Source organism: Amycolatopsis sp. lyj-109 (genome assembly GCF_046548995.1).
Lineage (GTDB): Bacteria > Actinomycetota > Actinomycetes > Mycobacteriales > Pseudonocardiaceae > Amycolatopsis.
Map to the genome: position 1 here is coordinate 156,703 of NZ_JAJPWR010000019.1, position 25,321 is coordinate 182,023.

General features: G+C 71.5%; 26 protein-coding genes. 23 read left to right on the top strand and 3 right to left on the bottom strand.

Translation table 11 applies throughout. The annotated features are described in order from the left end of the window. The first annotated feature begins 162 nt into the window (after nucleotides 1–162). From ACLJQF_RS35210 to ACLJQF_RS35255, 10 genes are all read left to right on the top strand, one after another. On the top strand, nucleotides 163–1,683 hold the full coding sequence (locus ACLJQF_RS35210; RefSeq protein WP_410614588.1) for a sugar transferase: 1,521 nt from the start codon (nucleotides 163–165) through the stop codon (nucleotides 1,681–1,683). A gap of 446 nt (nucleotides 1,684–2,129) precedes the next feature. Beyond that, the gene (locus tag ACLJQF_RS35215; RefSeq protein ID WP_410614589.1) at nucleotides 2,130–2,744 is read left to right on the top strand and encodes a malonic semialdehyde reductase; all 615 of its coding nucleotides are present in this window, start codon (nucleotides 2,130–2,132) and stop codon (nucleotides 2,742–2,744) included. 149 nt (nucleotides 2,745–2,893) lie between these two features. After that, the gene (thrS, locus tag ACLJQF_RS35220; protein ID WP_410614590.1) at nucleotides 2,894–4,930 is read left to right on the top strand and encodes a threonine--tRNA ligase; all 2,037 of its coding nucleotides are present in this window, start codon (nucleotides 2,894–2,896) and stop codon (nucleotides 4,928–4,930) included. Then, nucleotides 4,927–5,469 (top strand): HIT family protein, encoded by a 543-nt coding sequence (locus ACLJQF_RS35225; protein WP_410614591.1) that lies wholly within the window; start codon nucleotides 4,927–4,929, stop codon nucleotides 5,467–5,469. Before thrS ends, ACLJQF_RS35225 begins: the two co-directional genes overlap by 4 nt. 87 nt (nucleotides 5,470–5,556) lie before the next feature. Further along, nucleotides 5,557–6,078 (top strand): MarR family winged helix-turn-helix transcriptional regulator, encoded by a 522-nt coding sequence (locus ACLJQF_RS35230; protein WP_410614592.1) that lies wholly within the window; start codon nucleotides 5,557–5,559, stop codon nucleotides 6,076–6,078. Nucleotides 6,079–6,166: 88 nt separating this feature from the next. Next, nucleotides 6,167–6,793: a phosphatidylinositol phosphate synthase gene (gene pgsA / locus ACLJQF_RS35235; protein WP_103341486.1), complete on the top strand. Its 627-nt coding sequence runs from the start codon at nucleotides 6,167–6,169 to the stop codon at nucleotides 6,791–6,793. Next, entirely contained in the window at nucleotides 6,790–7,707 is a 918-nt protein-coding gene (locus tag ACLJQF_RS35240) for a phosphatidylinositol mannoside acyltransferase (protein WP_410614593.1), read from the top strand. Before pgsA ends, ACLJQF_RS35240 begins: the two co-directional genes overlap by 4 nt. An 18-nt stretch (nucleotides 7,708–7,725) precedes the next feature. Then, complete coding sequence (locus ACLJQF_RS35245; RefSeq protein WP_410614622.1) at nucleotides 7,726–8,871, top strand: glycosyltransferase family 4 protein; 1,146 nt, start codon at nucleotides 7,726–7,728, stop codon at nucleotides 8,869–8,871. Then, a complete protein-coding gene (locus ACLJQF_RS35250) occupies nucleotides 8,868–9,350 on the top strand; it encodes an NUDIX hydrolase (RefSeq protein ID WP_410614594.1) in 483 nt (160 codons plus the stop codon). Before ACLJQF_RS35245 ends, ACLJQF_RS35250 begins: the two co-directional genes overlap by 4 nt. A 204-nt stretch (nucleotides 9,351–9,554) precedes the next feature. After that, nucleotides 9,555–10,070, top strand: a complete 516-nt coding sequence (locus ACLJQF_RS35255) for an XdhC family protein (RefSeq protein WP_410614595.1) — start codon at nucleotides 9,555–9,557, stop codon at nucleotides 10,068–10,070. A 64-nt stretch (nucleotides 10,071–10,134) separates the two neighbouring features. Here ACLJQF_RS35255 and ACLJQF_RS35260 read toward each other — a convergent pair whose 3' ends face one another. After that, a complete protein-coding gene (locus tag ACLJQF_RS35260) occupies nucleotides 10,135–12,243 on the bottom strand; it encodes an elongation factor G-like protein EF-G2 (RefSeq protein ID WP_410614596.1) in 2,109 nt (702 codons plus the stop codon). 132 nt (nucleotides 12,244–12,375) lie between these two features. On the opposite strand from ACLJQF_RS35260, the gene ACLJQF_RS35265 reads away from it, so the two are divergent. The 3 genes from ACLJQF_RS35265 (at nucleotide 12,376) to pdxS (ending at nucleotide 15,843) form a co-directional block, all read left to right on the top strand. Beyond that, nucleotides 12,376–13,818 (top strand): FAD-binding oxidoreductase, encoded by a 1,443-nt coding sequence (locus ACLJQF_RS35265; RefSeq protein ID WP_410614597.1) that lies wholly within the window; start codon nucleotides 12,376–12,378, stop codon nucleotides 13,816–13,818. 34 nt (nucleotides 13,819–13,852) lie between these two features. Continuing rightward, nucleotides 13,853–14,836 (top strand): DUF5937 family protein, encoded by a 984-nt coding sequence (locus ACLJQF_RS35270; RefSeq protein ID WP_410614598.1) that lies wholly within the window; start codon nucleotides 13,853–13,855, stop codon nucleotides 14,834–14,836. An 83-nt stretch (nucleotides 14,837–14,919) separates the two neighbouring features. Continuing rightward, nucleotides 14,920–15,843 (top strand): pyridoxal 5'-phosphate synthase lyase subunit PdxS, encoded by a 924-nt coding sequence (pdxS, locus tag ACLJQF_RS35275; protein ID WP_410614599.1) that lies wholly within the window; start codon nucleotides 14,920–14,922, stop codon nucleotides 15,841–15,843. Nucleotides 15,844–15,858: 15 nt separating this feature from the next. Here the strand turns inward: pdxS and ACLJQF_RS35280 are convergent, their stop codons facing one another. Next, entirely contained in the window at nucleotides 15,859–16,422 is a 564-nt protein-coding gene (locus ACLJQF_RS35280; RefSeq protein ID WP_410614600.1) for a helix-turn-helix domain-containing protein, read from the bottom strand. A gap of 68 nt (nucleotides 16,423–16,490) precedes the next feature. On the opposite strand from ACLJQF_RS35280, the gene ACLJQF_RS35285 reads away from it, so the two are divergent. The 5 genes from ACLJQF_RS35285 to ACLJQF_RS35305 all read left to right on the top strand — a co-directional run bounded on the left by ACLJQF_RS35285 (nucleotide 16,491) and on the right by ACLJQF_RS35305 (nucleotide 19,769). Further along, nucleotides 16,491–17,183: an AzlC family ABC transporter permease gene (locus ACLJQF_RS35285; protein ID WP_410614601.1), complete on the top strand. Its 693-nt coding sequence runs from the start codon at nucleotides 16,491–16,493 to the stop codon at nucleotides 17,181–17,183. Further along, nucleotides 17,183–17,503, top strand: a complete 321-nt coding sequence (locus ACLJQF_RS35290; protein ID WP_410614602.1) for an AzlD domain-containing protein — start codon at nucleotides 17,183–17,185, stop codon at nucleotides 17,501–17,503. The genes ACLJQF_RS35285 and ACLJQF_RS35290 overlap by 1 nt, the downstream gene beginning before the upstream one ends. A 199-nt stretch (nucleotides 17,504–17,702) precedes the next feature. Beyond that, entirely contained in the window at nucleotides 17,703–18,320 is a 618-nt protein-coding gene (pdxT, locus tag ACLJQF_RS35295) for a pyridoxal 5'-phosphate synthase glutaminase subunit PdxT (RefSeq protein WP_410614603.1), read from the top strand. A 41-nt stretch (nucleotides 18,321–18,361) separates the two neighbouring features. After that, nucleotides 18,362–19,117, top strand: a complete 756-nt coding sequence (locus ACLJQF_RS35300; protein ID WP_155549612.1) for a YebC/PmpR family DNA-binding transcriptional regulator — start codon at nucleotides 18,362–18,364, stop codon at nucleotides 19,115–19,117. A gap of 100 nt (nucleotides 19,118–19,217) precedes the next feature. Continuing rightward, entirely contained in the window at nucleotides 19,218–19,769 is a 552-nt protein-coding gene (locus ACLJQF_RS35305; RefSeq protein WP_410614604.1) for a DUF4262 domain-containing protein, read from the top strand. A gap of 189 nt (nucleotides 19,770–19,958) precedes the next feature. Here ACLJQF_RS35305 and ACLJQF_RS35310 read toward each other — a convergent pair whose 3' ends face one another. Next, nucleotides 19,959–20,399, bottom strand: coding sequence for a cupin domain-containing protein (locus ACLJQF_RS35310; RefSeq protein ID WP_410614605.1), 441 nt, complete (start codon nucleotides 20,397–20,399; stop codon nucleotides 19,959–19,961). A 74-nt stretch (nucleotides 20,400–20,473) separates the two neighbouring features. On the opposite strand from ACLJQF_RS35310, the gene ruvC reads away from it, so the two are divergent. From ruvC to secD, 5 genes are all read left to right on the top strand, one after another. Beyond that, nucleotides 20,474–21,094 carry a crossover junction endodeoxyribonuclease RuvC gene (gene ruvC / locus ACLJQF_RS35315; protein WP_410614606.1) on the top strand — a complete coding sequence of 207 codons (621 nt, stop codon included), beginning with the start codon at nucleotides 20,474–20,476 and terminating at the stop codon, nucleotides 21,092–21,094. After that, complete coding sequence (gene ruvA, locus ACLJQF_RS35320; RefSeq protein WP_410614607.1) at nucleotides 21,091–21,687, top strand: Holliday junction branch migration protein RuvA; 597 nt, start codon at nucleotides 21,091–21,093, stop codon at nucleotides 21,685–21,687. The genes ruvC and ruvA overlap by 4 nt, the downstream gene beginning before the upstream one ends. An 8-nt stretch (nucleotides 21,688–21,695) precedes the next feature. Then, nucleotides 21,696–22,763 carry a Holliday junction branch migration DNA helicase RuvB gene (gene ruvB, locus ACLJQF_RS35325; protein ID WP_410614608.1) on the top strand — a complete coding sequence of 356 codons (1,068 nt, stop codon included), beginning with the start codon at nucleotides 21,696–21,698 and terminating at the stop codon, nucleotides 22,761–22,763. 120 nt (nucleotides 22,764–22,883) lie between these two features. Next, nucleotides 22,884–23,282 carry a preprotein translocase subunit YajC gene (gene yajC / locus ACLJQF_RS35330; RefSeq protein ID WP_410614609.1) on the top strand — a complete coding sequence of 133 codons (399 nt, stop codon included), beginning with the start codon at nucleotides 22,884–22,886 and terminating at the stop codon, nucleotides 23,280–23,282. A 235-nt stretch (nucleotides 23,283–23,517) separates the two neighbouring features. Then, nucleotides 23,518–25,320, top strand: coding sequence for a protein translocase subunit SecD (secD, locus tag ACLJQF_RS35335; RefSeq protein ID WP_410614610.1), 1,803 nt, complete (start codon nucleotides 23,518–23,520; stop codon nucleotides 25,318–25,320). Nucleotide 25,321: the final 1 nt, after the last annotated feature.

Genomic DNA, 25,321 nt, shown 5'->3' on the forward strand with positions numbered 1-25,321 from the left:
GGCTGGAAATCCTTGTAACACTGCCGAGAGAGTCGCCGATAACTTGCCGTGTGAAGCCTCCGCGGGCTCTGCGCGACCACCAAGAAGCAGTGACTCTCCGAATTCATCTGCGGTGACGCTGCGTGCCCGCGGCTCAACTCGATCCAGTTCCCGGGAGGTCAGATGGAAGAGTCGGTGCGGCCTTCGTACACGGTGAGCCAGCCACCGCCGCACATCGACCTTCAGGCCATCCCGCGTCCCGCCAAGCGGGACAGTCGCCCCGACGACGGCGGCCCGTCCGCCAAGGCGTGGCCCGCGGCCTGGGAAGCGCGGTACAGAGCCTGGGTCATCGGCAGCGATGTGTTCATCACGCTGCTGGTGATCGCGATCAGCGCGTTCGTCATCGATCGCGTTGCCCCGCACGACATGCACGCCTTCGGCACGATCCTCGCGGTGTTCGCCTCGCTGCCGGCCAGCCGGGCCTGGAGCCCGCGGGTGCTCGGCGAAGGCGCGGAGGAGTACCGCACCCTCGGCCGCGGCTTCATCACCGCTGCCGTCCTGGTCGCACTGGGCGGCCTGCTGTTCGGCGCGCTCGAGGTCCAGGTCTGGGTGTTCGTCGTCGTCCCGGCCATCGCGCTGGTCGCCTTCCCGCAGCGCTACCTGCTGCGCCAGGTGCTGCACCGCAAGCGCGCCAAGGGACTCTGCCTGCTGCCGGTGATGGCCGCGGGCAGCCCGGAAACCGTCGCCGACCTGATCGCCCGCACCCGCTCGGAGGTGCACGTCGGCTGGCGCGTGGAGGCCGCCTGCACGTTCAGCGGCCACGGCGAGGACCGCGACAGCGGCGAGATCGACGGCGTCCCGGTGGTCGGACGGCTGGACGAGCTGTCCCGGCACGTGCGCCGTGGCGGCTACCGCGTCGTCGCGATCACCGCCGACCAGTACTGGACGCCGAAGCGGCTGCAGCGGCTGGCCTGGGACATGGAGGGCACCGGCGCGGAGATGGTCGTGGCGCCCGTGCTGATGGAGGTCGCCGGTCCCCGGCTCAACGTCACCGGTGTGCTCGGCATGCCGCTGTTGCGGGTCACCGCGCCGATGTTCACAGGTGGCCGCCGCGTGGTGAAGGAAATCGTCGACCGCTGCGGCTCGGCACTGCTGCTCACCCTGCTGTCGCCGCTGCTGCTCGTGATCGCCGTCGCGATCAAGCTGAACGACCGCGGCCCGGTGATCTACCGCCAGCGCCGCGTCGGCCGCGACGGCGCGACGTTCACCATGCTCAAGTTCCGGACGATGGTCACCAACGCCGACGCGATCAAGCAGACCCTGACGGCGGACAACGAAGGCGCGGGCCCGCTCTTCAAGATGAAGCGCGACCCGCGTATCACCCGGGTGGGTGGTTTCTTGCGCCGGTATTCGCTCGATGAGGTGCCCCAACTGTTCAACGTCGTGTCGGGCGAGATGTCGCTCGTCGGCCCGCGGCCGCCGCTGCCGGAGGAAACCGAGCAGTACGCACCCGACGCGCGCCGCCGGCTGCTCGTGAAGCCGGGCCTGACCGGGCTCTGGCAGGTCAGCGGGCGCAGCGACCTCACCTGGGCCGAGAGCATCCGGCTGGACCTGCGCTACGTCGAGGACTGGTCCCTCGCGCTGGACCTGGTCATCCTCTGGAAGACGTTCCGCGCGGTGATGGGCGGGCAGGGCGCCTACTGACCCGTCTTCGCCGCGCGCCGCGTGCCACGGCCGCCGATTCCCGCCGCAGGGAGCCGGCGGCCGTGCCCGTTTTCCCGGGAACACAGCCGGGAACACAGCGGGAACGCGGCTGGGAACGCGGCCGGTCGCCTCACCGATCCGGCTGCACCGCGCTACCGGCTGTGCTTCCGTGCCGCGACGATCCGTGGAGCCCGGGCCGCCGGGCCGCGCCGGTGCCCCTGTTCGCCGCGGCGGCCCGCGCCGGCCGGGGCAGGCCGGATGCCCCCGTCTGCCCGGATTACCGGCACCCGAGGAGGCCCTGCTGCCCCGATCGGCTGACCGGCGCTCACCGCCGGCAACGCCGCTTGTGATCCACTTCACCGCCGCGGAGTAGTTGAGCGCGAAATAGTTCAACGCTCAACCTGGTTGGACGGGGTACCGACCCAACGGAAAGGATGCCCAGCCCCGTGACCACCTTTGCCGAGCAGACCGAGGCCCTCCAGGTCCCCGCGGACGTCCAGAACCTGCTGTTCCGCGAGGCCCGCACGGCCAACAGTTTCAGCTCCGAGCCGGTGACCGAGGACCAGGTCCGCGCGATCTACGACCTCGTCAAGTGGGCCCCGACGTCGATGAACACCCAGCCGCTGCGTGCGCTGGTGCTCCGGACCGCCGAGGCGAAGGCCCGCCTGCTCCCGCACCTGGCCCCGGGCAACCGGGACAAGACCGAAGCCGCCCCGCTGACCGTGGTGCTCGCCGCGGACGTCGACTTCCACGAGAACATCCCGCAGGTCTTCCCGCACGCCCCTCAGGTGAAGGACAACTTCGCCGACGAGCAGGGCCGCGTCGAGTTCTCGAAGCTGAACTCGCTGCTGCAGGTCGGCTACTTCATCATCGGCGTCCGCGCCGCCGGGCTGGCCGCCGGCCCGATGACCGGCTTCGACGCCCAGGGCGTCGACGACGAGTTCTTCGCGGACAAGAAGTGGCGCTCGCTGGTCGTCGTCAACGTCGGCAAGCCGGGCGAGAACCCGTGGTTCGACCGCCTGCCGCGGCTGGACTTCGAGCAGGTCGTCGAAACCCTCTGACCTCGATCGGACGGGCCGCTTCCGGGACCGGAGGCGGCCCGTCCGGCGTTCGCGCCACGCGCGTGAGGCGCGCGCGGGCCGCCGACTAGCATCGACGGGGTCGTCTTTGTCACTCCAGATCTCTGTCACTCCAGCTTGAGGAGCCGATCGTGTCCCAGTCGCCCCCCGTTTCCCCCGTGGCCGCCTCCCGTGTGGTGGTACCGGCGGGCACCACGGCGGGCGCGGCAGTCCGCGAAGCCGGTCTGCCGACCAAGGGCGCGGACACGATCGTCGTCGTGCGCGACGCCGACGGCAAGCTGCGGGACCTCGCCTGGGCGCCGGAAGCCGACGCCGAGGTCGAGCCGGTCGCCGCGAACACCGAGGACGGCCGCAGCGTCATCCGCCATTCGGCGGCGCACGTGCTCGCCCAGGCCGTGCAGCAGCAGTTCCCGGACGCCAAGCTGGGCATCGGTCCGCCGGTGAAGGACGGTTTCTACTACGACTTCGCCGTCGACAAGCCGTTCACCCCGGAGGACCTGCAGGCGCTCGAAAAGCGCATGAAGCAGATCGTGAAGGGCGCCCAGCAGTTCTCGCGGCGCGTATTCGACTCCGTCGACGAGGCCAAAAAAGAACTGGCGGACGAGCCGTTCAAGCTCGAACTCGTCGACCTCAAGTCCGAAAAGGACACAGTGGACACCTCCGAGGTGATGGAGGTCGGCGAGGGCGAACTCACCATCTACGACAATCTCGACCCGCGCACCAAGGAACGTGTCTGGAGTGACCTCTGCCGCGGTCCGCACGTGCCGACCACGAAGTTCATCCCGGCGTTCAAGCTCACCCGCGTCGCCGCCGCGTACTGGCGGGGTAGTGAGAAGAACCCGCAGCTGCAGCGGATCTACGGCACGGCGTGGGAGTCGGCCGAGGCGCAGGACGCCCACCTCGAGCGCATCGCCGAGGCCGAGCGCCGCGACCACCGCAAGCTCGGCGCCGAGCTCGACCTGTTCTCCTTCCCCGAGGAGATCGGCTCCGGCCTGCCGGTGTTCCACCCCAAGGGCGGCATCATCCGCCGCGAGCTGGAGAACTACTCGCGCCGCCGCCACGAAGAGGCCGGCTACGAGTTCGTGAACACCCCGCACATCAGCAAGGGCGAGCTGTTCCACACATCCGGCCACCTGCCCTACTACGCGGACACGATGTTCCCGCCGGTGCAGTTCGACGAGGAGAACTACTACCTCAAGGCCATGAACTGCCCGATGCACAACCTGATCTTCCGCTCGCGCGGGCGGTCCTACCGCGAGCTGCCGCTGCGGCTGTTCGAGTTCGGCACCGTCTACCGCTACGAGAAGTCCGGCGTGGTGCACGGCCTCACCCGCGTCCGCGGGCTGACGATGGATGACTCGCACATCTACTGCACCAAGGAGCAGATGCCGGGCGAGCTCAAGTCGCTGCTGAAGTTCGTCCTCGACCTGCTGGCCGACTACGGCCTCTCCGACTTCTACCTCGAGCTGTCCACCCGCGGCGACTCCGAGAAGTTCATCGGTGAGGACTGGGAGTGGGAAGAGGCCACCGAGACGCTGCGGCAGGCCGCCGTCGACTCCGGCCTCGAGCTGGTCCCGGACCCGGGCGGTGCGGCCTTCTACGGCCCGAAGATCTCGGTGCAGGCCAAGGACGCCATCGGCCGCACCTGGCAGATGTCGACCATCCAGCTGGACTTCAACCAGAACAAGCGGTTCGAGCTCGAGTACACCGCGCCGGACGGCACGCGCCAGACGCCGGTGATGATCCACCGCGCGCTGTTCGGCTCGATCGAGCGGTTCTTCGGCGTGCTGACCGAGCACTACGCGGGCGCGTTCCCGGCGTGGCTCGCGCCGGTGCAGGTGGTCGGCATCCCGATCACCGCCGACCAGGTCGAGCACCTGCAGGCCATCGAGAAGGCGTTGCGCGCCAAGGGAATCCGCGCCGAGGTCGACGCGAGCGACGACCGGATGCAGAAGAAGATCCGCACGCACACCACGCAGAAGGTGCCGTTCATGCTGCTGGCCGGCGCCAAGGACGTCGAGGCGGGCGCGGTGTCGTTCCGCTTCCGCGACGGCGGCCAGATCAACGGCGTGCCGGTGGCCAAGGCGGTCGAGGCGATCGCGGAGTGGGTCGAGCGCCGCGAAAACGCCTCCCCGTCGGCCGAGGCGCTGGAGACGGTCGTTCGGTGAGTGACGGTGCCGAGCTCGTCGAGCAGCAGGGCGTCGGGGTCCAGGACGCGTTCCAGCGCCTCTGGACCCCGCACCGGATGGCCTACATCAAGGGGCAGGACAAGCCGGACGACGACTCCGGCACCGGCTGCCCGTTCTGCCGGATCCCTTCGCTGGACGACAAAACCGGCCTGATCGTCGCCCGTGGCACCCTCGTGTTCGCGGTGCTGAACCTGTACCCGTACAACCCGGGGCACCTGATGGTGGTGCCGTACCGGCACGTCGCGGACTACACCGAGCTGACCGTGGAAGAGACGCTCGAGGTGGCCGAGTACACGCAGCACGCGATGAAGGTGATCCGCACGGTTTCCGGCGCGCACGGGTTCAACATCGGCCTGAACCAGGGTGTGGTCGGGGGCGCGGGGATCGCCGCGCACCTGCACCAGCACCTGGTGCCGCGGTGGGGCGGGGACGCGAACTTCATGCCGGTCATCGGCCAGACGAAGGTGCTTCCGCAGCTGCTGGGGGAGACGAGGGACCTGCTGGCCGACGCCTGGTGACGCCCGGGTCCGCGGTCGTCTGGACCATCACTGCCCCGACCGGGCAAAACTCCTGATTGAGTGTTCAACCGAGAGTATGATGGAGCTATGTCCGGAACCCGATGGCTCAGCGACGACGAACAGCGCGTCTGGCGTGAGTTCAACGCGGCCACCCGCATGCTCAGCGCGCACCTCGAAGGCCAGCTGCAGCACGACTCGGGCATGCCGCACACCTATTACGAAGTCCTCGTCGCCCTCTCCGAAGCACCCGGCCGCCGGCTGCGGATGAGCGAGCTCGCCGACGCGCGCCAAGCGTCCCGCAGCCGCCTGTCGCACGCCGTCGCGCGGCTGGAGGCGAACGGGTGGGTGCAGCGCGAGGCGTGCCCGACCGACAAGCGGGGCGCCTGGGCGGTGCTGACCGACGCCGGGTTCGCCGCGCTCGAAGAGGCCGCGCCGGGACACGTCGAGGCTGTCCGCGAAAGCCTGTTCGACCCGCTGACGCCGGAGCAGGTGACGGCGCTCGGTGAGATCAGCGCCGCCATCCGCCGTCAATTGACGCCGAAGTGCGCCGCCGCGGCGGCTGCCGAAGCGGCGAAGGAGCACGAGGGCCAGCTCACGAAATCGGGCTGACCCGGGGCGGCACGTCGGGGCCGCGCACGTGGGTCGATAGGCTGCCATCGCCCACCCACCCCTCGTAGCCAGGTGCCTCGACGAACCGATGCTCAATATCTTCGCGCGTGCCTCCGTCTCCCGCGTCACCGATCCGATCGGCCAGGCGCTGGTCCGCGCCGGGCTGACCCCGAACGCCATGACCGTGTTCGGCACCGCCGGTGCGGTGGTCTGCGCACTGGTCTTCTTCCCGAACGACCACCTCCTGTGGGGCACCTTCACGGTGTGGGGCTTCGCCATGCTCGACATCCTCGACGGCGCCATGGCCCGGGCCCGCGGCTACGGCACCCCGTTCGGCGCGGTGCTCGACGCGACCTGCGACAGGCTGGTCGACGGCGCCCTGTTCGCCGCCATCGCCTGGTGGTGCTTCGTCGTCGACGACAACCACCCGGCCGCCGCCGCGGCCCTGCTGTGCCTGGTGCTCGCCCAGGTCATCTCCTATGTGAAGGCCCGGGCCGACGCCTCCGGCCTGCCGGTCGACGGCGGGCTCGTCGAGCGCGCCGAGCGGCTGATCATCGCGCTGGTCGGCACCGGCCTGCACGGCTTCGGCATTCCGTACACCGTGGACGTGACGCTCTGGCTGCTCGCCGCCGGATCGGTCGTCACGCTGCTGCAGCGCTTCGCCGCCGTGGCGAAGGCGGCCCGCGAAGCCGCCGCCGGGGAGCAACGGGCATGAGCAGGGTGAGCGAGCGGTTGAGCGCCTTCGGCTACGCGGCCGGGTGGAAGCTCGCCGGCTGGCTGCCCGCCGGGTTCGGCGGCACGGTCTTCTCGCTCGGCGCCGATCTCGCCGTCCGGCGCGACGGCGGGGGCGTGCGGCAGTTGCGCACGAACCTCGCCCGCGTGGTGCCGCAGGCCGACCCGGTCGAGCTCGACGAGCTGACCCGGCGGGCGATGCGCTCGTACGCCCGGTACTGGCACGAGACGTTCCGGCTGCCGTCGATGGACCACAAGGAGGTCAGCACCAAGGTCGCGGCCTCGATCACCGGCGTGGAGAACCTCGACGCGGCGCTGGCCGAGGGCAACGGCGCGGTGATGGCGCTGCCGCACAGCGGCAATTGGGACATCGCCGGTGTGTGGCTGGCCGACTACCTCGGCGGCTTCACGACCGTCGCCGAGCGGCTGAAGCCTGAGTCGCTCTACCGCCGGTTCGTCGAGTACCGGGAGTCGCTCGGCTTCGAGATCGTGCCCCTGACCGGCGACAGCTCGGCGATGCGCGTGCTGCTGAAGCGGCTGCGTGAGAACAAAGCCGTCTGCCTGGTGGGCGACCGCGACCTCACCACGAGCGGCATCCCGGTGAAGTTCTTCGGCGAGCCGGCCCGGCTGCCCGGCGGCCCGGCGCGGCTGGCCGCGACGACCGGTGCGGCGCTGATCCCGGCCGGCTGCTGGTTCACCGAGGACGGCTGGCAGATCCGGCTGCACCCGCGCATCCGCGTCACCGCGCGCGCCGAGGTCCCGGCCGCGACCCAGGCACTGGCGGACATCTTCGCCGGCGACATCGCCGCGCACCCGGCCGACTGGCACATGGTGCAGAAGTTCTGGCCCGCCGACCTCGAGGCCGCCGAGCGGGTCAGCCTCGAAGAAGCGAGCTGAGCCGTGGCCACGCGGCCGATGCGGGTCGGGATCGTGTGCCCCTACTCCTTCGACGTGCCCGGCGGGGTCCAGGGGCACGTGATCGACCTGACGAAAGCGCTGCTCGCCCGTGGGCACCAGGTGTCCGTGCTGGCGCCCGCCGACGAGGACGCGGAGCTGCCGGAGTTCGTGCACCCGGCGGGCAAGGCGCTCGGGATCCCGTACAACGGCTCGGTCGCGCGGCTGCAGTTCGGCCCGGTGTCCTACGCGCGGGTGCGGCGCTGGATCCGCGACGGCGACTTCGACGTCCTGCACCTGCACGAACCGGCCGCGCCGAGCCTGTCCCTGCTGGCGCTGCTCATCGCGGACGGCCCGATCGTGGCGACGTTCCACACCGCGACGACGCGTTCGCGCACGCTCTCGGCGTTCCAGCCCGTGCTGCGGCCGCTGCTGGAGAAGATCACGGCGCGGATCGCGGTGTCCGCGCTGGCCCGCCGCGTCCAGGTCGAGCACGCGGGCGGCGACGCCGTGGAGATCCCCAACGGCGTCGACGTCGAGTTCTTCTCCTCCGCACTGCCGCTGCCGGGCTACCCACGGGCCGGGGGCACGGTCGGGTTCGTCGGCCGGTTCGGCGAGCCGCGCAAGGGCATGGGTGTGCTGCTGGAGGCGCTGCGGCGGATCCTCCCGGAGTTCGAAGACCTGCGGCTGGTCGTGGTCGGCCGCGGCGACGAAGACCAGCTGCGCCGCGACGCCGGGCCGGAGCTGGCCCCGCACCTGGAACTGCTGGGCCAGGCCGACGACCACGTGAAGGCCCAGGCGCTGCGCAGCGTCGACGTCTACTGCGCCCCGAACACCGGCGGCGAGAGCTTCGGGATGATCCTCACCGAGGCGATGGCGGCCGGGACCCCGGTGCTGGCCAGCGGGCTCGACTCGTTCCGGCGGGTGCTCGACGACGGCCGCGCCGGGCAGCTCGCCGAGACCGGTGACCCGGCCGCGCTCGCGGACGGGCTGCGCGAGCTGCTCGGCGACCCGGCGCGCCGGGCGTCGCTGGCCGCGGCGGCGGGGGAGCGCGTCACGATGTACGACTGGTCCGTGGTGGCCACCCAGGTGCTGCGCGTCTACGAGGCCGCCGTTGCCGCCGACCCGCGGCGGGTCGCGGCGCCGGAGGGGGAGCTCGCCCGGTGAGCGTGCTCGGCTGGCTGCTCCCGGCTCTCGCTCTGGTGGTGGTGCTGGGCGGGCTCTTCCTGGTGGCGACGGCGAACCGGCTGGACCGGCTGCACGTCCGCACGGACGCCGGCTGGGCCGCGCTGGACGCGGCGCTGGCGCGGCGCGCGGTCGTCGCCCGAGCGGTCGCTGTGGTGTCGGGCGACACCGCCCTGCGGACGTCGGCGGAGCGCGCCGAAGCGGCGTCGCGGGCTGAGCGCGAAGCCGCGGAGAACGAGCTGACCCTGCAGCTGAGCCAGGTCGACCGGGCCGGGCTGCCGGCCGAGCTGGCCGAGGAGCTGACTGACGCCGAACACCGGGTGGTGATCGCCCGCCGCGTCCACAACGACGCCGTCCGCGACACGCTGCGGCTGCGGCGGCGGCGGAAGGTGCGGTACTTCCGGCTCGCGGGGACGGCGCCGTTGCCGGAGTACTTCGAATTCGCGGAGCCGGAGGTCTGACATGTGGTGGGTGGTCGTCGAGGAACAGCGGCTCGGAGCGGAGCTGGTCGCTGTCGGAGCCGTTTCCGCATCCCGACCGGGAGACCGCCGTGTCGACCCTCGGATCACGCGTGTCGGCGTTCTGAACACGCCGAACGGGGCATCGCGCGTGATTGGAGGGTCGAGACGCGTGATTGGAGGGTCGACACGGGGAACAATGTCCGCATGAGCGAACCTGAGGCCTGCGCGGTCGCGCACGGCGAGGCGGGCGCGGACCCGAGCGTGCGGACGCTGGTGGCGGTGTTCGCGTCGCCGGTGGCGCGGTCCCTGCTGAAGTTCGCGAAGGACCTCGGGTACCACGTGGCGCTGTTCGAGCCCGATCCCGCGCGCGTCACCGACGTGCCCGAGGGCTTCGACGCGGACACCGTGCTGCCGCGGCTCGACGCGTCGGCGGACGTGGTCGTCACCGACCACCACCGGCCCGAGCTGGGTGCGGTGCTGAAGGCGGCGCTCGAGGGGAACCCGCGGTGGATCGGGGTGCTCGGCAACCCGCGCCACCCCGGCCCGCACGTGGCCGCCCTGCAGGGCCTCGGCGTGCCGGAGTCCGACATCGCCCGCGTGCACCGGCCGGTCGGGTTGAACATCGGCTCCCGCACCCCGCCGGAGATCGCCCTGGCCACCCTCGCGGGCCTCGTCGCCGACCGCAACAACCGCCCCGGCGGCTTCGACTTCACCCCCTGACGGCCGAATGTCATGAAGGGCACCCCCATGGACGTAAGAGCCATGAGGGTGCCCTTCATGACATTCAGTGGACCGCCATTCCTTCCGGCATCGGCTCGAAGCGGGCGTGGCGGCGGGTGAACGTGGCCGTGCCCGAGGTCATCGAGCGCAGGTCGATGAGGTACCTGAGCAGTTCCGTTGCCGGGACCTCCGCCCGGATCACCGTCCGGCTGCCTTCGCCCGCCTCGGTGCCCAGGACGCGGCCGCGCCGGGAGGAGAGGTCACCCAGGACGGTGCCCAGATGCTCGTCCGGGAGCCGGATGGCCACCTCCTCCAGGGGTTCCAGCAGCGTGATGTGGCCGTTCGCCGCGGCTTCGCGCAGGGCGAGCGCGCCCGCGGTCTGGAACGCCGCGTCCGACGAGTCCACACTGTGGGCCTTGCCGTCGACCAGGATGACCTTGACGTCGACGACCGGGTGCCCGTCGGCCAGCCCGCGCTGCAACTGGGCGCGCACGCCCTTCTCCACGCTCGGGATGAACTGGTGCGGCACCGAGCCGCCGACGACCTTGTCGACGAACTGGAACCCGCCGCCGCGCGGCAGCGGCTCGACCTCGATGTCGCAGACGGCGAACTGGCCGTGCCCGCCGGACTGCTTGACGTGCCGCCCGTGGCCCTTGGCCGGCTTGGCGAACGTCGAACGCAGGCTGATCTTCACCGGTTCGGTGTCGACGTCCGCGCCACCGGCACGCAGCCGCGAGAGCACGACGTCGGCGTGGGCCTCGCCCATGCACCAGAGCACCAGCTGGGCGGTCTCGGCGTTGCGGTCCAGCCGCAGCGTCGGGTCGCCGGCGACGAGGCGGGAAAGGTTGCGGGCCAACGTGTCCTCGTCGCTGCGGGTCTTCGCGACGACCGCCACCGGCAGCAGCGGTTCCGGCATCGCCCACGGCTCCATGAGCAGCGGGTCGTCGGGGGAGGAGACGGTGTCGCCGGTCTCAGCCGAGCCGACCTTCGTCAGCGCGCAGAGGTCGCCCGCGACGCAGTAGGGCACCTCCCGCAGGGCCGAGCCGAGCGGCGAATAGAGGTGCGCGACGCGCTCGTCGGCGTCGTGGTCCTCGTGGCCGCGCTCGGCGAGGCCGTGCCCGGACACGTGCACCGGCCGCTCGGGGCGCAGCGTCCCGGAGAACACCCGGACGAGGGACACCCGGCCGACGTAGGAGTCCACCGCCGTCCGGACGACCTCGGCGGCGAGGGGGCCCGTGGGGTCGGCGGTGATCGCGGCGTGTTCGCCGCCGTCCGGCGTGGTGACGTCGGGTGGCCGGTGCTCCAGCGGGGAGGGGAACGCGCGGACGATGCCGTCGAGCACCTCGGCCAAGCCGATCCCGCTGGTCGAGCACACCGGGATGACGGGGTGGAAGGACCCGCGCGCGACCGCGGTCTCCAGGTCGGCGATGAGGGTGGCCTCCGCGATCTCCTCGCCGGCGAGGTAGCGGTCCATCAGGGACTCGTCCTCGCTCTCGGCGATGACCCCTTCGATCAGCTCGTTGCGGGCCTCGGCCATCCGTTCCAGGTCCGCCGCGGCGGGCTCGCCGACCGTCGGCGGGTACCCGCCGGAGTAGTCGAAGTACCGCTGGGTGATCAGCCCGACCAGGCCGTCGCCCGCGGGCAGGTAGAGCGGCAGCACGCCGGCGCCGAACGCGGCCTGGCAGGCGGCGATCTCGGCCGTCGCGTCGGCCCGGTGGTGGTCGAGCCGGGAGACGACGACCGCGCGCGGCATCCCGACCGCGGCGCACTCCTCCCAGACCGCGACCGTCGCCGCGTCGACGCCCTCGGCGGCGGAGACGATGAACAGGGCCGCGTCGGCCGCCCGCAACCCGGCCCGCAGCTCGCCGACGAAGTCCGCGTACCCGGGCGTGTCGATCAGGTTGATCTTGTGGCCCTGGTGCAGCACCGGCGCGACCGAGAGGCCGACCGAGCGCTGCTGGCGGACCGCCGCCGGGTCGTGGTCGCACACCGTCGTGCCGTCCACCACCGAGCCCGCCCGCGGCACCGTGCCGGAGGCGGCGAGCAGGGCTTCGGCGAGGGTGGTCTTCCCGGACCCCGCCGGGCCGACGAGCACGACGTTGCGGACCTTGGCGGGGTCGTCCACAGCGACGGCGGCCCCGGTGTCGGCGTTCTTGGCTTGTTTGTCTGCCATGACGACTCCTCGGCGAACGGCTGGTGTACGGGATGTGTCCTCGATCACACACCCGCTACCCTGGTCACGGCAAGGCAGGGCCTCCGGGACCAGCCGAATGCCCGGGGGAAGCGCAGGGCGAGGGGGAGCGGTATGGACAGGCGGGCTTTCTTGCGGATTTCCGGGGCGGTGCCGGTGGCGGGCCTGGCGGGGTGGCCCCCGCCGGACGACTGGGAGCGGCTCCGGAAGCGGCTTTCGGGGCCGCTGCTGCGGCCCGGTGACCCGGGCTACCCGGAGGCCAAGCAGGGCTTCTTCACGATGTACGACGACCGGCTGCCGGCCGCGGTCGTCAGCGCGGTGCGCGTCGAGGACGTCCAGGCCGCGGTCGGGTTCGCCGCCCGGCACGGGCTGCCGGTCGCCGCCCGCAGCGGCGGGCACAGCTATCCCGGCTATTCCACTGTGGACGGCGGCATCGTGGTCGACCTGAGCCGGTTTTCCGGCATCGACGTGCGCCCGGACGGCCGTGCGGCGATCGGGGCGGGCGCGCGGCTGGGGCCGATCGCGACGACGCTGGCCGCGCACGGCCGGGTCCTGCCCGCCGGCTCGTGCGAAACCGTCGGCATCGCCGGGCTCGCCCTCGGCGGCGGCGTCGGCCTGGTCGACCGGAAGCACGGGCTGACGTGCGATCACCTGGAGGCGGCGCGGATCGTCACCGCCGACGGCCGGGTGCGCACGGTGTCTCCGGCGGCGGAGCCCGACCTGTTCTGGGCGTTGCGCGGCGGGGGCGGCGGCAACTTCGGGATCGTCACCGGCTTCGTCTTCCGGACCGTGCCCATCGCGGACGTCGTCACCTACAAGCTCACCTTCCCGCCGGGCACCCAGGCCGCGCTGCTGGCCGCCTGGCAGGAGTGGCTGCCGGGGATGCCCGACGAGCTGTGGTCGGGGGTGAACATCGACGCGGCGACCGCCGTCACCAGCGGGACGTTCCTCGGCACCGAAGCCCGGCTGAAGGCGCTGCTCGACGACCTCGTCCGTCGCGTGGGCACCCCGCCCGCAGAACGGCAGGTGCAGGTCACGGACCACCTGAGCGCACTGCGGTCGTTCGACGACCACGATGCCCGGCCCGGCGCGGTCGCGGCGCGGGCGGCCTACGTCGGCACCTCGCGCATGCTGCTGCGGCCCGTCACCGACCCGGCCGCGGTGGTCGAGGTGCTGATCAGGGCGCCTCGCGTCGGCACGCTGATCGACTCCGCCGGCGGCGCGATCGCCCGCGTCGGCGCCCGTGAGACGGCCTTTCCGCACCGCTCCGCGCTGGCGAGCTTCCAGTTCCTGCACGGCGCCGCGCCCGAGGACGGCGGCGAAGCCGAGGCCCGGCGCGCGCTGGCCGCCGTGCGCGACGGGCTGGGGCCGGAGTTCGGCACCACCGGGTACGTCAACTACCTCGACCCGGACATGCCGGATTGGGCGCGGGCGTACTACGGGGTGAATCTGCCGCGGCTGCGCGCTATCGCCCGGAAGTATGACCCGCACGGGGTTTTCGCCTTCCCGCAAGGGCTTTCCGGGCCCCGCCAAACCGTCCACAAGGGAGAGTCCTAGACTGCGCCGGATTCTCCCCGGCAGGAGGCAGCGCGTGCTCGACCTGGCATTCTCCACAGAGGACCTGGCGCACACCCGGTTCGCGTTCTCCCCGGCCTGGGAGATCGTCGCGAGCGTCCGCGTCCTGAACTCCCCGGGGCAGCACGCCCTGCACCTGCCGTGGATCAAGCGCGCCACGGCGGCGCTGGCCGAAGCCGGTCTCGACATCGGGCTGCTGCGCGACCTCGTCCCGCTGCGGCACCTACCCGGGTTCCTGGCCGGCACGCCGTCGACACCGCTGCCCGAACTGGCCGACGAGCTCGCCGACCTGCGGGACGTGCCCGCCCGGCTCGTCCGGCGCGAAGTGGACGCGATGGCCGGGCCGCGCTCGCCGGCGCTGAACCGCTTCCACCGCGAGCCGGAGGTGGGCCTGGAGCGGCTCGCGACGCTGATGGAGCAGTACTGGCACCTCGTGCTGGCGCCCGACTGGCCGCGGATCCGCGCGCTGCTCGAAGCCGACGTGCTGTACCGGTCCCGGCTGCTGGCCCAGGGTGGGGCCGCCGAGCTGTTCAACGACCTCACGCCGCTGGTCCGCTGGCAGGACGGCACGCTCACGGTGGCGCACCGGCACCTGCACGCCGCCGTCCCGCTCGACGGGCGCGGCCTCGTGCTGGTGCCTTCGGCGTTCGTCTGGCCGCGGGTGTTCTCCAAGACCGACACGCGCTGGCAGCCGGTGCTGCGCTACCCGCCGCGCGGGATCGCCACGCTGTGGGAGACCGGCACGGCCACCGCACCCGGCGCGCTGGCCGCCGTGGTGGGCCGCGGCCGCGCGATGCTGCTGGCCGAGCTGGGCGCGCCGGCGTCCACCGCGGAGCTGGCCCGCCGGACCGGGCTGAGCGCCGGGGCGGTGTCGCAGCACCTCGGCCTGCTCACCGCTGCGGGCCTGGTCAGCCGGCATCGTGCCGGACGTCACGTGCTCTACGTGCGCACCGCGCTCGCGGAAGCCCTGGTCGCGGGCACCGGCGAAGTGGACTGCTGAGATACCCGCGTACTGGCCTGGTTGAAGGGTCCACCGCCGACCTACCCTTGGACTCGTCCACCCCCGTGTCGAAAGGCGTCGTCGTGTCCGAGCAGCAGCCCACCCCCTCCAGCGGCAGCGTCCAGTCCGTCACCGGCACCGCCAAGGTGAAGCGCGGCATGGCCGAGATGCTCAAGGGCGGCGTGATCATGGACGTGGTCACCGCCGAGCAGGCCAAGATCGCCGAAGACGCCGGCGCGGTCGCGGTGATGGCCCTCGAACGCGTACCCGCCGACATCCGCGCCCAGGGCGGTGTCGCCCGGATGAGCGACCCCGACCTGATCGACGGCATCATCGAGACCGTCTCGATCCCGGTGATGGCCAAGGCCCGCATCGGCCACTTCGTCGAGGCGCAGGTCCTGCAGTCCCTCGGCGTGGACTACGTCGACGAGTCCGAGGTCCTCACCCCGGCCGACTACGCCAACCACATCGACAAGTGGGCGTTCACCGTCCCCTTCGTCTGCGGCGCGACCAACCTCGGCGAGGCGCTGCGCCGGATCACCGAGGGCGCGGCGATGATCCGCTCCAAGGGCGAGGCCGGCACCGGCGACGTCTCCAACGCCACCATGCACATGCGGAAGATCCGCCAGGAGATCCGCCGCCTGCAGTCGCTGCCCGAAGACGAGCTGTTCGTCGCGGCGAAGGAGCTGCAGGCGCCGTACGAGCTGGTGAAGGAGGTCGCCGAGGCGGGCAAGCTGCCGGTGGTGCTGTTCACCGCGGGCGGCATCGCCACCCCGGCCGACGCGGCGATGATGATGCAGCTCGGCGCCGAGGGCGTGTTCGTCGGTTCGGGCATCTTCAAGTCCGGCAACCCGGCCCAGCGCGCCGAGGCGATCGTCAAGGCGACGACGTTCTACGACGACCCGGACGTCCTGGCCAAGGTCTCGCGCGGCCTGGGCGAGGCGATGGTCGGCATCAACGTCGAAGAGCTGCCGGAGCCGCACCGCCTCGCCGAGCGCGGCTGGTGACGGCCTGACCGGACGCTAGATGTATTCGGAGATCTCGACGCCGTACGTGCCGGGTTCGAGGGCTTCGAAGATGTGCGGGACGTCGCCGGGGTAGCAGATGTAGTCCCCGGGCAGCAGTTCCTCCGGGTCGTCCATGACGCCGATGCGGGCCCGGCCCGCGCACAGCACGATGTGCTCGACCACTCCGGTCATGTGCGGGTCGGAGCGCCGCGGCGTGCCGGGCTCGCCGCGGACGACGTAGATGTCGCGGCGGGCGCCGGTGGGGCAGGCCGACAGCAGCGTGCACGCGTAGTCGGCGTGTTCGGCGAACACGGTCGGCCCCTTGCCCGCGCGGACGACCCGGACCTTCGGCCGGTTCGGTTCGACCAGCCGCGAGAAGGGCACGTCGAGGGCGACCCCGAGGGCCCACAGCGTCTCGACGCTCGGGTTGCCGGTGCCCGATTCGAGCTGCGAGAGCGTCGACTTGGCCAGGCCGGCGCGGCGCGCGACCTCGGTCAGGGACAGGCCCGCGCGGGTCCGTTCGCGGCGCAGCGAGGCCGCGATGATCTCCAGCGGCGCCCCGGTGGCTTCCTGAGACATCCTGTTCGCTCCATCGGTCATTTCGTTCGCCTTGACGAACACGGGGTCGTGCGTTCACTCTAGAACACATGCGTTCGATATGGCGAACACTCGATCGGGGCCTGGCCCGTGACATCGGCCTGGTCTGTCTCGCCGATTGTCTCGTGGGGGTTTCCTACGGCGCCATCGCGGTGAGCTCCGGCTTCCCGCTGTGGCTGCCGATGCTGATGTCGCTGCTGGTCTTCGCCGGGGCGTCGCAGTTCATGTTCATCGGCATCGTGGCGGCGGGCGGCAACCCGTTCGCGGCGGTGCTGGCGGGATTGCTGGCCAACGCGCGGCACGTGCCGTTCGGCTTCGCGATCGGCGACGCCGTCGGCCGGCGCTGGAGCACCCGCGCGGTCGGCAGCCACTTCATGAGCGACGAGACGGTGGCGTTCGCGATGGCCCAGGACGAAGCCCCCCGCCGCCGCGCGGCGTACTGGGCGTGCGGGCTGGGGATCTTCGTCTTCTGGAACACCGGAGTGCTGGTCGGCGCGTACGCCGGGACGGCGATCAGCGACACGGACGCGTTCGGCCTGGACGCGGCGTTCCCGGCGGTGCTGCTGGCCCTGGTCCTGCCCTCGCTGCGCGACAAGGCGGCGCGGCTGCCGGTGCTGATCGGGGTGGTGGTCGCCCTGGTGGCGACGCCGTTCCTGCCCGCCGGGCTGCCGGTGCTGCTCGCGTTGGCGGGGGTGCTGGCCGGGGTGGCCGCGAAAGAACCGGAGCTGGCGGAGGCGCGTTGATGGACGGGGCGGAACTGCTGGTCGCGACCGTGGTGCTGGCGCTGGGGACGTTCGCGTTCCGGGTGGCGGGACCGGCGTTGCGCAGCCGGGTGAAGCTGACACCTCGGGCGGAGCGGTTGATGGCCCTGGCGGCGGTGGTGCTGCTGGCGGCCCTGGTCGCGGTGAGCGCGCTGACGGAGGGACACGGGTTCGCCGGGGTGGCCCGCCCGGCCGGCGTGCTGGTGGCGGGGGTGCTGGCGTGGCGCAAGGCCCCGTTCGCCCTGGTGGTGGTCGCCGCCGCGGCAACCGCGGCACTGCTGAGGCTGGCCGGCGTGCCCTGACTGGCAGGGCTTGTTGTCCGGTTGCCAGCGCCCCAAGGCGGCCTTCGGTGCGTCAGACGCACCGAAGGCCGCCTTGGGTGCGTCAGACGCAACCAAGGCCACATTGGGGCGCTCGAGGTCAGGCGGAGCGGGTCTGACCTGCCGGGAAGCGGTCGAGTGAGAGCGTCTAGGCTGGTGGGAAGGTCTTTCGGGAGGTCGGGTGTCGTCGGAACCGCTCATCGGTGTGCTCGCCATGCAGGGTGCCGTGCGGGAGCACGTTGCCATGCTGGCCGACGCGGGCGCGCGGGCCGTGCCGGTCCGGCGGGCCGTCGAGCTGTCCGAAGTGGACGGTTTGGTGCTGCCCGGCGGGGAGTCCACCACCATGTCGCGGCTGCTGGAGAGCTTCGCACTGCTCGAGCCGCTGCGGGCACGGATCGCCGAGGGGATGCCCGCCTTCGGGTCGTGCGCCGGGATGATCCTGCTGGCTCGGCAGACCCGCGACGGGCGGCCCGACCAACAGCAGCTCGGCGGGCTCGACGTCGTCGTCCGGCGGAACGCCTTCGGCAGGCAGGTCGACTCCTTCGAGGCCGACCTCGACTTCGCCGGGATCGACGAAAAAGTGCACGCCGTGTTCATCCGGGCTCCCTGGGTCGAGAAGGCCGGTGACGGCGTCGAGGTGCTGGCCACCGTCAGCGGTGTGCCCGGCGTCGAGGAGGACACCGCTAGGATCGTCGCGGTCCGGCAAGGGGCGGTGCTGGCGACCGCGTTCCACCCGGAACTCACGCCCGACGTGCGGGTGCACCGGCTGTTCGTCGACCTTGTGCGAAAGGCTGCCTGAGACGCGGTGCCCGGCCGGGGTACGGAACAGATGGAGGAGAGATGAGCGGCCACTCCAAGTGGGCCACCACGAAGCACAAGAAGGCCAACCTCGACGCGAAGCGCGGCAAGCTCTTCGCGCGGTTGATCAAGAACATCGAGGTGGCCGCGCGGACCGGCACCGGTGGTGGCGACCCGGATGGCAACCCCACGCTCTACGACGCCATCCAGAAGGCGAAGAAGAACTCGGTCCCGCAGGACAACATCGAGCGCGCCCGCAAGCGCGGCGCCGGCGAAGAAGCCGGTGGCGCCGACTGGCAGAACATCACCTACGAGGGTTACGGCCCCAACGGCGTGGCGGTGCTGATCGAGTGCCTCACGGACAACAAGAACCGCGCCGCGATGGAGGTCCGCACCGCGCTCACGCGCAATAACGGCTCCCTCGCCGACCCGGGCTCGGTCGCGTACATGTTCACCCGCAAGGGTGTCGTGATCATGCCGAAGGGTGACGCTTCGGAGGACGACGTCCTCATGGCGGTCCTCGACGCCGGTGCCGAAGAGGTCAACGATCTCGACGAGAGCTTCGAAATCGTCTCGGAGGGCGGCGACCTGGTCCCGGTGCGCAAGGCGCTGCAGGAGGCCGGGTTCGAGTACGAGTCGGCGGAGCTGACGTTCCTGCCGTCGGTGAGCGTGCCTCTCGACGCGGACGGCGCGAAGAAGGTCTTCAAGCTGATCGACGCCCTCGAGGATTGTGACGACGTCCAGAACGTCTACGCGAACTTCGACGTGTCGGACGAGGTGCTCGCCGAAGTCGGCTGAGTTTCCTCTACGTCGTTTTCCCTTACGTCGCAACGCCTTCGTGCCCGGGCCGGAAACTTTCCGGCCCGGGCACTGGGCTGCGGCGGGCTCGTCAGGCAGAATGTGCGCCGTGACCTCGACGACCCCCGCCGCTGCCGCCGACATCACCGCCGAACTGTCCGCGGAAGAACTGCGCCTCATCGAATGGATCGAGGGGCAGGCGAAGGAACGCGGCAACGCCGTCATCACCGTCGCCGCCGACGACGAAGGTGCCGGCTACTGCTTCACGGCCTGCGCGTGGGCGTTGCACAACGTGCCGGAGGCCGTCGTGGTCGGGCTGCCCGGCCAGATGGGGCAGGTGCTGCTCGACGCCTACGTCGACCGTGCCGCCAACGGCGAGATCTTCGAGGTCGGCAGGCGCTACGACGACTTCTTCGAGGGCGTCCCGGTGGTGCTCGAGCGCGTCAACAAGGGGCACTACCCCGAGTACTTCGGCACGGCGTTCCTCATCTACCCGGACGGCGACTTCCCAGCACTGCAGCTGATCGTCGCGACGCCCGACGGCAAGTTCCCCTGGCACCCGGACGCGCCCGAGGGCTTCGCGCGGTGGCAGCCGGTGCTGACCGGGAGCGGCGACCCCGAGAGCTGGACCCCCGGCGTCGACGGTCCCTAGTACTACAGGGACACTTGTGCGTGACCTGGGTGAATAGAGGCACCGTCTGCGGTGGCTGGGTGGTCGTGAGTGGTAATTAGGGTTAGAACCCTAATTACCACTCACGACCAGCCACGGCAGGCCGGCGTCGGGGCTGTCCCGGGCAGGCCGTCTTCGGCCGCACCGAGGCAACGATCTGGCCATGTAGTACTAGAACTTCCCCAGGTCGGCGGCCGCTTCCGGGTACCGCAGCGCCAGTTCGGCGGCAGGCGCGAACTCGACGCAGTCGTCCGTGTAGGGCGGCACGACGACCGTGCCCAGCAGGCTCCACGCACCGCGCGTGACGGTTGCCTGCCACGTCCCGGCGGGCACCACGACCTGCGGGCGCTCGCCGGCGGCGACATCGGTCCCGAGCACCGGCCGCTCGACCGAGCCGTCCGGGTGCAGCAGCAGCATCGCCGCGGGCGCGCCGGCGTGGTGGGCGTAGACCTCGACCCGGTCCAGGCGGTGCGGGGCGGAGAACTCCGGCGCGACGAGCAGGTAGTAGATCGCCGAGCCGGTCTCCGACCGCCAGCTCTGCGCCCACCGCCCACCTTCGACGGGCAACGGCTGCAGTCCCAGGTGGGTGACGAAATCCGCGGGCTCCGGCATGTCACCCATCCTGCCGCAGACGCGCCCAGTAGCCTGCAAGCTCGAACTGGTGTTCGCGGCGGGAAGGAATGCGGGTGCGCGTGCTCGGGGTCGACCCCGGTCTGACCAGGTGCGGTCTGGGGGTGGTCGACGGCGGCAAGGGCCGGGCCGTCCGCTGCGTCGCCGTCGATGTCGTGCGGACGCCGGCGGACGCCGATCTGGCGCACCGCCTGCTCGGGATCTCCGACGAGGTCGAGCGGTGGCTGGACAAGTACAAGCCGCAGGCCGTTGCCGTCGAGCGCGTCTTCGCCCAGCACAACGTCCGCACCGCGATGGGGACCGCCCAGGCCGGCGGTGTGGTCGCGCTCGCCGCCGCCCGCCGGGGGCTGCCCGTCGTGTTCCACACCCCGAGCGAGGTCAAGGCCGCCGTCAGTGGGTCCGGCCGGGCCGACAAGGCCCAGGTCACCGCGATGGTGATGCGCCTGCTCAACCTCGAGGTCGCGCCCCATCCGGCCGACGCCGCGGACGCCCTCGCCCTGGCCATCTGCCACCTGTGGCGGGAGCCGATGCGGGCCCGGCTCGCCGAAGCCGAAGCCCGCGCGGCCGAGATGGCCCGTACGCACAAAGCCCGCCTCGCCGCGGCGGCGAAGCAAGCGGCGAAACCGGCCGGGAACCCCGCCAAGAATCCGGCCAAGAACCCAGGAGCAGCACGATGATCTCGTCGGTACGCGGAGAAGTCCTGTCGGTCGGCCTCGACCACGTCGTGGTCGAGGTCGGCGGGGTCGGCTTCGCCGTGCAGGCCACCCCGGCGACCCTCGCGACCCTGCGTCGCGGCGAAGAGGTCCGCCTGCACACCGCGCTGGTGGTGCGCGAGGACTCGCTGACGTTGTTCGGCTTCGCCGACACCGACGCGCGGGAGCTGTTCGGGCTGCTGCAGACGGTGTCCGGGATCGGGCCGCGGCTGGCGCTGGCCACCCTCGCCGTGCTCGATCCGGGCAAGCTGCGGGCCGCGCTGGTGGAAGGCAACATCACCGTGCTCACCTCGGTCCCGGGCATCGGCCGCAAGGGCGCCGAGCGGCTCACCCTCGAACTGCGCGACAAGGTCACCGCGCTCGGCGGTACCGGTGACGCGCCGGCCGTCACCGCGCCCGGCGCGCTGCGGGCCGAGGTCGTCGAGGCACTGGCCGGGCTCGGGTTCCCGGCCAAGCAGGCCGAGCAGGCCGTGGACAAGGTTCTCGCCGACGGTGACGGCCACACGACCGCCAGCGTCCTGCGCGCCGCGCTGGCCACCCTCGGCCGGAAGCGGTAGGCCCGGCCGTGGAGTATGAAGCGGTGGAAGAGGACGAAGCCCTCTCGGCCTGGGCTCAGACCGGCGAGGAGAACGTCGAGGGCACCCTGCGGCCCCGCAAGCTCGACGAGTTCGTCGGCCAGCCGCGCGTGCGCGAGCAGCTGGAGCTGGTGCTGGAGAGCGCGCGCCGCCGCGGCGTGCCGCCCGACCACGTCCTGCTGTCCGGGCCGCCCGGCCTGGGCAAGACGTCGATGGCGATGATCGTCGCCGCCGAGCTGGGCGCGGCCATCCGGATCACCTCCGGCCCGGCCCTGGAACGGGCCGGCGACCTCGCCGCGATGCTGTCCAACCTCGCGCCCGGCGACGTGCTGTTCATCGACGAGATCCACCGGATCGCCCGCCCCGCCGAGGAGATGCTGTACCTCGCGATGGAGGACTTCCGGGTCGACGTCGTCGTCGGCAAGGGGCCGGGCGCCACCAGCATCCCCCTCGAAATCGCCCCGTTCACGCTGGTCGGGGCGACCACCCGGTCCGGCTCGCTGACCGGCCCGCTGCGTGACCGGTTCGGCTTCACCGGCCAGATGGAGTTCTACACCGACGCCGAGCTGGAACTGGTCGTCCGGCGCGCGGCGACGATCCTCGACATCCCGATCGACCGGGACGGCTGCGCGGAGATCGCCCGCCGCTCGCGGGGCACGCCCCGGATCGCGAACCGGCTGCTGCGGCGCGTCCGCGACTACGCCGAGGTCCGCGCCGACGGCAAGGGGACCCGCGAGGTCGTCCGCGCCGCGCTGGCCGTCTACGACGTCGACGAGCTGGGCCTCGACCGTCTCGACCGGGCTGTGCTCACCGCGCTGACCAGGTCGTTCGGGGGCGGGCCGGTGGGCATCTCGACGCTGGCGGTGGCCGTGGGGGAGGAGGCGACCACCGTGGAAGAGGTCTGCGAGCCCTACCTCGTGCGCGCCGGTATGCTCGCCCGCACCCCGCGTGGCCGCGTCGCGACCGCGTCCGCGTGGGAACACCTCGGCATGGTGCCTCCCGCCGACCTCCCGGGGCGTCCCGAGCAGGGCGGACCGGCGCTCTTCGAGCAGGACTGAGCGGCCGGTAACGGCGGGTGGGTGCCAGTGTCCGTGCTGGTACCTGGCACACTTGACCGGAGCACATACCCAAAAACCGGACATTTCGGCCTGGGCCCGATGTCCGTCGAACGGAGAATCATGCAACAGCTATTGCTGCCCCTGCTGCTCGTGCTCGTCCTCGCCGTGCCCCTGGTGATGAGCACCCGCAAGCAGAAGAAGCAGCAGGCCGCGCAGCAGGATCTGCAGAGCAGCCTGGCGCCCGGTGACCGCGTGATGACCACTTCGGGTCTCTACGGCACCGTTGCCGACACCTCGGGTGACAACACGATCGACATCGAGATCGCGCCCGGCGTCGTCACCACCTGGCTGCGGCTGGCGGTCCGCGAGAAGGTCGAGCCGACCGTCGAGACTGACGAGGACTCCGCCGAAGAGGTGGACGCTCCCGCCGAGGAGACGATCGCCGAGCCGGTGGCCAAGGTCGACGAGCCGCAGACCACCGCGCAGGTGGCGCCGCCGCTGGAGCACGGCAAGAAGTAGCCCTCCGCGGCACTCCTGGGCAGGGGCGGGAATCCCGACGAAAGTCGGTATGGCCTCGCACGCCGGGCTCACGCAGCACCGAGTAGTGTCTCGGTGCTGCGTGCGTGTCCGCCGTCATACCCGTGCCCGGGAGTGAATCGCACACGGTCGGTGAATGCACACAGTCCCTCCCGGTAACCCTCCGGGCGGGCACCGCAACGTTGGGGTCCACCCCGTCCGAGGAGACCGAAGCACCGTGGCAGCTTCAGCCGGGCATCTCCGCCCGGGACGCTATCTCGCCCTGTTCGCCCTGATCGTGATCGTCTTGTACGCGCTGGTGTTCCTCACCGGCAACCACAAGCCGACCCCGAAACTGGGCATCGACCTGCAGGGCGGCACCCGGGTCACGCTCACCGCCCGCACCCCCGACGGCGGCCAGCCGACCCGCGAGTCCCTGAACCAGGCGCGCCAGATCATCGAACGGCGCGTCAACGGGATCGGCGTCGGCGGCACCGAGGTCCTCCTCGACGGCAACAACGTCGTGATCACGGTCCCGGGCGAGCAGGGCGACCAGGCGAAGAACCTGGGCAAGACCGCGAAGCTCGGCTTCCGGAAGGTCGTCTCCGCCGCCACCCAGCCGGTGGTGCCGCCGCAGACGAACACCCCGCCGCCGGCCACGGGCACGCCGACGGGCACGCCGACCCCCGGCGCGCCGACCTCGGGCGCGACCGGCACCAAGACGCCGACGGCCACGGCCACCGCGCCGCCGACGGCCGGTGGCGGTGGTGGCGCCGCGGCCGCGCCGCAGCAGAACACCACGCCCGCCGCGCCGAGCAGCAGCACCCCGCCGCCGTCCGCGTCGTCGACCCCGGCGCCGGCGCCCGTGGACACCTCGGTCGACGCGGAAACCGCGAAGGAGATCCAGGCCGCCCGGGCCCTGCGGCAGAACCCGCAGCTGATCGGCGCCGACGGCCAGCCGAACCAGGAGCTCGTCGCGAAGGCGATGGCGGCGCTGACCTGCGCACCGAACGCCAAGGACGCCCTCGAGGGCAACGACGACCCGAAGCTGCCGCTGGTCGCCTGCGGTGACCACAACACGTACAAGTACCTGCTGGAGCCGGAGTTCCTGCCGGGCACCGAGATCGCCGACTCGAGCTCGGGCTACGACCAGCAGCGCGGCCAGTGGGTGGTGAACCTCAGCTTCAAGAGCGAGGGCACCAAGATCTGGGCGGACTTCACCTCGAAGAACACCGGCCAGCAGGCGGCGTTCGTGCTCGACACGCAGGTCGTGTCCGCGCCGAACATCCAGGTGGCCATCGTCGACGGCAACACCCAGATCACCGGCAAGTTCAGCCAGACCGAGGCGAAAGACCTCTCGGACATCCTCAAGTACGGCTCGCTGCCGCTGTCGTTCGCGTCCTCCGACGCGACCACGGTGTCGGCGACCCTCGGCCTGGCGTCGCTGCAGGCCGGTCTGATCGCCGGCGGCATCGGCCTGCTGGTGGTCTTCGTCTACTGCCTGTTCTACTACCGCCTGCTCGGCGTGCTCACCATCCTGTCGCTGGCGCTGTCCGGCGCGCTGGTGTTCGCGGTGCTGGTGCTGCTCGGCCGCTGGATCGGCTACACGCTGGACCTGGCGGGCATCGCCGGCCTGATCATCGCCATCGGCATCACGGCGGACTCGTTCGTCATCTACTTCGAACGGCTCAAAGACGAGATCCGGGAAGGACGGACGTTCCGGTCCGCGGTGCCGCGCGGCTGGGTCCGCGCCCGGCGCACCATCCTGGCGTCCGACGCGGTGAGCTTCCTGGCCGCGGCCATCCTGTACGTCATCGCCGTCGGCGACGTCCAGGGCTTCGCGTTCACCCTGGGCATGTCCACCGTGCTCGACCTGGTCGTCGTGTACCTGGTGACGCACCCGCTGGTGGCCATGGTGTCCACATCCAAGAACGCGTTCCTGTCCAATCCGAGGCACCTGGGTCTCGGCGCCGTGCAGCAAGTGGGTTCGCAGCGTAAGAAGTCGACCTCGGTCGGCCGCGCGAACGTGAAGGAGGCCTGAC

What these genes read in the sequence shown, in the direction of transcription:
- ACLJQF_RS35290 (WP_410614602.1), top strand. Translation starts at nt 17,183, where the DNA reads ATGGACGGGGCGGAACTGCTGGTCGCGACCGTGGTGCTGGCGCTGGGG.
- ruvA (WP_410614607.1), top strand. Translation starts at nt 21,091, where the DNA reads ATGATCTCGTCGGTACGCGGAGAAGTCCTGTCGGTCGGCCTCGACCAC.
- ACLJQF_RS35285 (WP_410614601.1), top strand. Translation starts at nt 16,491, where the DNA reads ATGCGTTCGATATGGCGAACACTCGATCGGGGCCTGGCCCGTGACATC.
- ACLJQF_RS35255 (WP_410614595.1), top strand. Translation starts at nt 9,555, where the DNA reads ATGAGCGAACCTGAGGCCTGCGCGGTCGCGCACGGCGAGGCGGGCGCG.
- ACLJQF_RS35240 (WP_410614593.1), top strand. Translation starts at nt 6,790, where the DNA reads ATGAGCAGGGTGAGCGAGCGGTTGAGCGCCTTCGGCTACGCGGCCGGG.
- ACLJQF_RS35280 (WP_410614600.1), bottom strand. Translation starts at nt 16,422, where the DNA reads ATGTCTCAGGAAGCCACCGGGGCGCCGCTGGAGATCATCGCGGCCTCG.
- ACLJQF_RS35305 (WP_410614604.1), top strand. Translation starts at nt 19,218, where the DNA reads ATGTGCGCCGTGACCTCGACGACCCCCGCCGCTGCCGCCGACATCACC.
- pgsA (WP_103341486.1), top strand. Translation starts at nt 6,167, where the DNA reads ATGCTCAATATCTTCGCGCGTGCCTCCGTCTCCCGCGTCACCGATCCG.
- ACLJQF_RS35310 (WP_410614605.1), bottom strand. Translation starts at nt 20,399, where the DNA reads ATGCCGGAGCCCGCGGATTTCGTCACCCACCTGGGACTGCAGCCGTTG.
- ACLJQF_RS35265 (WP_410614597.1), top strand. Translation starts at nt 12,376, where the DNA reads ATGGACAGGCGGGCTTTCTTGCGGATTTCCGGGGCGGTGCCGGTGGCG.
- ACLJQF_RS35210 (WP_410614588.1), top strand. Translation starts at nt 163, where the DNA reads ATGGAAGAGTCGGTGCGGCCTTCGTACACGGTGAGCCAGCCACCGCCG.
- yajC (WP_410614609.1), top strand. Translation starts at nt 22,884, where the DNA reads ATGCAACAGCTATTGCTGCCCCTGCTGCTCGTGCTCGTCCTCGCCGTG.
- ACLJQF_RS35260 (WP_410614596.1), bottom strand. Translation starts at nt 12,243, where the DNA reads ATGGCAGACAAACAAGCCAAGAACGCCGACACCGGGGCCGCCGTCGCT.
- ACLJQF_RS35245 (WP_410614622.1), top strand. Translation starts at nt 7,726, where the DNA reads ATGCGGGTCGGGATCGTGTGCCCCTACTCCTTCGACGTGCCCGGCGGG.
- ACLJQF_RS35300 (WP_155549612.1), top strand. Translation starts at nt 18,362, where the DNA reads ATGAGCGGCCACTCCAAGTGGGCCACCACGAAGCACAAGAAGGCCAAC.
- ACLJQF_RS35230 (WP_410614592.1), top strand. Translation starts at nt 5,557, where the DNA reads ATGTCCGGAACCCGATGGCTCAGCGACGACGAACAGCGCGTCTGGCGT.